The 5,355-nt window shown below is 66.9% G+C and carries 3 protein-coding genes; all 3 read left to right on the top strand.

The features are described 5' to 3' along the window. Positions 1 to 821: DUF1998 domain-containing protein (locus ACWIQA_RS06585; protein WP_448582272.1), on the top strand; the 821-nt coding region annotated here is incomplete at its 5' end. Further along, the gene (locus ACWIQA_RS06580) at positions 818 to 3,604 is read left to right on the top strand and encodes a DEAD/DEAH box helicase (RefSeq protein WP_448582271.1); all 2,787 of its coding nucleotides are present in this window, start codon (positions 818 to 820) and stop codon (positions 3,602 to 3,604) included. The genes ACWIQA_RS06585 and ACWIQA_RS06580, both read left to right, overlap by 4 nt. Next, on the top strand, positions 3,604 to 5,355 hold a 1,752-nt coding region (locus ACWIQA_RS06575; protein WP_448582270.1), incomplete at its 3' end, for a DNA methyltransferase. The genes ACWIQA_RS06580 and ACWIQA_RS06575, both read left to right, overlap by 1 nt.

Raw genomic sequence — 5,355 nt, 5'->3', positions numbered from 1 at the left:
CTATCGATCCGAACTCCGGGCGCTGGCTGAAGGATCCCGCCAACGGCGAGGATGACGACGGCATGGGCGATCCGGGCGAGGCTCCCCCACAGCGCATCGTGCCCATGGTGCAGGATCACAAGAACGCGCTGCTGCTTAAGCCCGCGCAACCCCTGTCGGTTGACGAGATGGCCACGCTGCAGCATGCGTTCGTGCGCGGCATTCAGCTCGTCTTCGAGCTCGAGGAGGGCGAGATTCTGGGCGAACCCCTGCCCACCCGCGACCAGCGCAACGTTATCCTCTTCTATGAAGCGACCGAGGGAGGCGCGGGCGTGCTGAACCGCCTTGTCTCCGACCCGGAAAAGGTCGCCGAAGTCGCACACGCTTGCCTAGAGCTCATGCATTACAAGCCACCCTTCGCGGCAGACGCGATGGTCGAAACCGACGATCCATGCGTCGCCGGCTGCTACCGCTGCATCCTGTCCTACTATAACCAGCCCGACCACGAACTGATCAATCGCCGCTTGCCCAATGTCATCGACCTCTTGTGCCGGCTGACCAAGGCTAGGCTGATATACGAAGGCCCAAGCGTGCATCAGAGCGGGTGGGTGGCGGCTCTGGCAAGGTGGGGGATGCCGACCCCGTCACCAGTAACGCTCAACGGGGCCGCTCATGAATTGTACTGGCCTTCGCACGGCGTGTTGGCGGTACCGGGCGGAGCATCTGAAGAGCTGACAGCCGCCGCATCAGCGGTCGGCATTCTCGATATCGTTTCGCTCGATGCGCAGCCGGGTGCTGAGCCACCGCCTGCGCTCATCAGCGCCTTGGGTGTAACGCAATGAGTGCGTTGAAATTCTCGCCGGGCGACATGGTGCGGGCGCGCGGTCGCGAATGGATCGTGCTGCCTTCGCCGTCCGAAGACCTGCTCAATGTGCGCCCTCTGTCGGGAACGGATGACGATGCCCAGCTAATCGTCCCGGCCCTCGAACCAACGCCGATCACTGCTGCCAGCTTTTCCGCCCCCACCGCAGACCGGCTTGACACTCAGGATGGCGCCAGGCTGCTGGCCGATGCCCTGCGACTGTCGCTGCGCCGCGGTGCCGGGCCGTTTCGAAGCGCCGCGCATCTGGGCGTGGAACCCCGCGCCTACCAGCTTGTGCCGCTCATGATGGCCCTAAAGCTGCCGATCGCCCGGCTGCTGATCGCGGACGACGTCGGGATCGGGAAAACGATCGAAGCCGGCATGATCCTGCGCGAATGGCTCGATCGCGGTCTTGTTGATCGCTTCGCTGTGCTGTGCCCACCGCACCTCGTTGACCAATGGGTCAGCGAACTCGGTGAGAAGTTCGACATCGACGCCGTGGCCGTCACCGCTGCCCGCGCCCGTGGCCTCGAACGCGGCCTCCCCACTTCCCAGAGCCTGTTCGAAGCCTATCCCTACACCGTCGTCAGCCTTGACTATATCAAGGCCGATAGCCGGCGGGATGACTTTGCCCGCGCTTGCCCGCCCTTCGTCATTGTCGATGAAGCCCACACCTGCGTTGGCAGCGAGCGCGGCCGCCACCAGCGCTACGAACTGCTGAGCCGCCTCGCCGCCGATGCGCAGCGCCACATGCTGCTGCTGACGGCGACCCCACACAGTGGTGATGTCCTCGCCTATGACCGCCTCCTTGGCCTCGTGCACCCCGACCTCGCCGGCGGGCCACAGGCTGGTGACACCAACGCGCGCGAACGCTATGCGCGCCGCCTGGCACAGCATCTGGTCCAGCGCCGCCGTCCTGACATCCAGGAAGGCTGGGAAGAAAAGCGGACCTTTGCCAAGCCCTTCTCCCTCGAAGCGCCCTTCACTCTCACCGGCGATTTCGCGGCCTTCCAGGAGGCGGTGCTCGATTATTGCCTCGAAGTGACCAACCGCGCTGGCGACAACCAGCGCCGCCGCCTGGCTTTATGGGGCACGCTCGCGCTCATGCGCTGCGTTGGGTCATCTCCCGCCGCCGCACTGAGTGCCCTGCGTAACCGCCTGGGCGGCCTCGCCGATGAGGAGGCGGTCGAGCCGGTGGTCTTCGAACTGGAGGACGGCACGTTCAACGAAACCGATCTCGAGCCGGGAACGGCAAGCGAACAGGGCGAGGAGGCGTCGGCCCTCCAGGCGCTCATCGACATGGCCCAGGCTCTCGACGCCCGGCGCGCGGAAGATCCCAAGGTCAAGAAACTGCTTGCCGAACTGCACCCCCTGATTGCCGAAGGTGCCCGCCCCGTCATCTTCTGCCGCTTCATCGCCACCGCGACGATGTTGGGCGAATTGCTTCGCACCGGCTTCCCCAAAGCCAACGTCGAGGTCGTCACGGGCACGCTGGCGCCTGATGACCGCCGTGCCCGTGTCGACGCCCTCGAGCCGTATGAGAGCCGCATTCTGGTCGCCACCGACTGCCTGTCAGAGGGCATCAACCTCCAGACCCTGTTCGACACCGTCGTCCACTACGACCTCAGCTGGAACCCCACCCGCCACCAGCAGCGCGAGGGTCGGGTCGACCGCTTTGGCCAGCAAGCCGAGGTGGTCCGCGCCATCATGATGTATGGTGCCAACAGCGCCATCGATGGCGCCGTTCTGGACGTCATCATCCGCAAGGCTAGGGAGATTGAGAAAGCGACAGGCGTCTCCGTGCCCATGCCCGAAGACCAGGCCAGCATCACGACAGCGCTCATGCAGGCCGTGCTGCTCCGCCGTGGCGGCGGCGCCCGCAGTCAGCTTGCCTTCGATTTCGGCCCTGAGGCCGAGCAGTTTGAACGGTTGTGGCGGGACTGCTCCGAAGGCGCCAAGACCAGCCGTTCCCGCTACGCACAGGGCGCGCTGAAACCCGCTGAGGTACTGCCCGAATGGCAGAAGATGCGCGCCCTGAATGGCGGCCCCGCCGAAGTCTCCCGCTTCACAAGCCGTGCGCTCAAGCGCCTCGGCACCCCACTCGAGGCACAATGCACCCATTCGCTCATCCACCTCGACTCCCTGCCGCAAGCCATGCGCGAGCGCCTCGAGCAGCGAGGCCTCACCGGCACGCGCCGCATCAGCTTCGAGGACAATCCCTTGCCCGGCGTGATGCATGTCGGCCGGGTCCACCCTATTGTGGCCACGCTGGCCGAAACATTGGCCGAAGGCGCGCTCGACCCGCAGGCCGCCGAAGGCCGCGCACTTGGCCGGGCCGGCGTGTGGCGCACCCGCGCCGTCACCCAGATGACGACGCTCTTGCTGCTGCGCTTGCGCTACAAGCTGGTCACCAGCGGTCGCACCAATCGCCTGCTGCTTGCGGAAGAAGCCACCGCCATCGCCTTTGCCGGCACCTGCCACGCTGCGAGTGCCGAGGCTGAGGCAGCTCTCGTCCTGCTCGAAGCCGAAGCCTCTGGCAATCTCGAAGACAAGGCCCGCACCCGCCAGATCGATGCCGCCCGCGAGCGCCTCTCAGCTTACACGCCCGCCATCGAGGCCTTCGCCCGCCAGCGGGGCGAGGCCTTATCCTACGACCATCAACGCCTTACCGAGGCCGCCGGCGGCGGTGCCACCGTGAAAGTCACGCCCGTCCTGCCCCCCGATATCATCGGCCTCTATGTCCTGCTGCCGGAGCTGAACTGATGTCGCGCGCCTCCAGGCGGGCGGCTGACATGGGCTTTGCCGCCCTCTCGATCGAAGGCGGCCTCATCTCCCCCGATCAGATCGTCGCCATCGCCTCGGCCGCGCCCGATCAGAAACTCGCCGCCGACTATGGCTGCCCCAAGGGCACCAACTTGCGCGACGAGATCACCCGCTATTTCCGCATCGCCCAGGCGCATTGGCAAGGCTACGCGCGCCTCGATCAGCCGACCATGGCGCAGACCGCCGATTTCGCGCGCGATCTCCTCGAACAGGCGTTCGGCTTCAGCCTCACCGGCCCGCACCACCACCGCCGAGAGGACCGGCGCTACCTGATCGCCTGGGAAGGGAAGGGCGGCCGTGTGCCCATCGTCGTCGCCCCGCCCGCGCCTCCGGAAAAGGGCCGCGCCGGCGATGGCTTCGCCCGGGCGCTTCCCGAGTTCGGGGATGGCGAAGAAGGCCGCATCCAGCGCCGCTCCCCAACCGTTCTCTTGCAGGACTGGCTCAACGCCAATGCGGAGGTTCAGTGGGGCCTGGTCTTCGCCGGCGATCGCGTCCGCCTGATGCGCGACAACGCCAGTCTCACCCGCCCGGCTTGGATCGAGGCGGATCTGGGCGCCATTTTCCGGAACGACATGTTCGCCGATTTCACGGCGCTCTGGCTGCTCATCCACGCCAGCCGCTTCGGCTCGGAAGGGGCGCCGGCCAGCGATTGCGCGCTGGAACGCTGGCGCGAGGCCGGCCAGCGCGCCGGCACCGCCGCCCGAGAGAAACTGCGCGGCAATGTGGAGGCAGCTTTGCTTGCCCTCGGCCAGGGCCTGCTCGATGCCAACCCCAGCTTGCGGGACCGGCTGGACCGGGGCGAACTCCCCCTTCCGCGCCTGTTCGAACAGATGCTGCGGGTCGTCTATCGCCTGATCTTCCTCGGCGTCGCCGAAGACCGCGACCTGCTCCACAGCCCCGGCACCCCGCGCGCCGTCAGGGAGCTTTATGCCAACAACTATGGCTTCGCCTGGCTTCGCGATCGATCCAGCCGCCGTTCGGCGCGCGATCACCATCATGACGCCTGGGAAACGCTGAAGATCGTCTTCCGTGCGCTCGAACGCGGGGAGAAGCAGCTCGGCCTGCCCGCGCTCGGCGGCCTCTTCGACCGCGCCCTCACCCCCGATCTCGACAGGGCCCAGATCGCCAACCGCCACTTTCTCGATGCCGCCTTCCGCCTCGCCTGGCTGGTGGAGGATGGCCGCCGCATGCGCATCAACTGGCGCGACATGGCGACCGAGGAACTGGGCAGCGTCTATGAAAGCCTGCTCGAACTGGTGCCGGCCCGCGGAGATGGCGGGCGCAGCTTCGCCTTCCTCGGCCGCGCTGATTCCAAGGGCAACGCCCGCAAGACGTCGGGCAGCTACTACACGCCCGACAGCCTGGTGCAGTGCCTGCTCGACAGCGCACTGAACCCCGTGCTCGACCGCGCCGAGGTAGAGGGCGGCGTGGATGCCATCCTGGATCTGAAAGTCATCGATCCCGCCTGCGGCTCCGGCCATTTCCTGCTGGGTGCCGCGCGGCGCATGGCCACCCGCGTGGCGCAACTGCGGAACCCCGATGCGCCTGACTACAACGCCGCGATGCGCGATGTCGTCGCGCGCTGCGTGCACGGCGTGGACCGCAACCCCATGGCGGTGGAGCTCGCCAAGGTCGCGCTGTGGATCGAGTCCGTCTCGCCCGGCCAGCCGCTGGGCTTTCTCGATGCCAAT

Source organism: Thermaurantiacus sp. (assembly GCF_053487655.1).
This window is presented reverse-complemented; position numbering and strand designations above follow the sequence as displayed.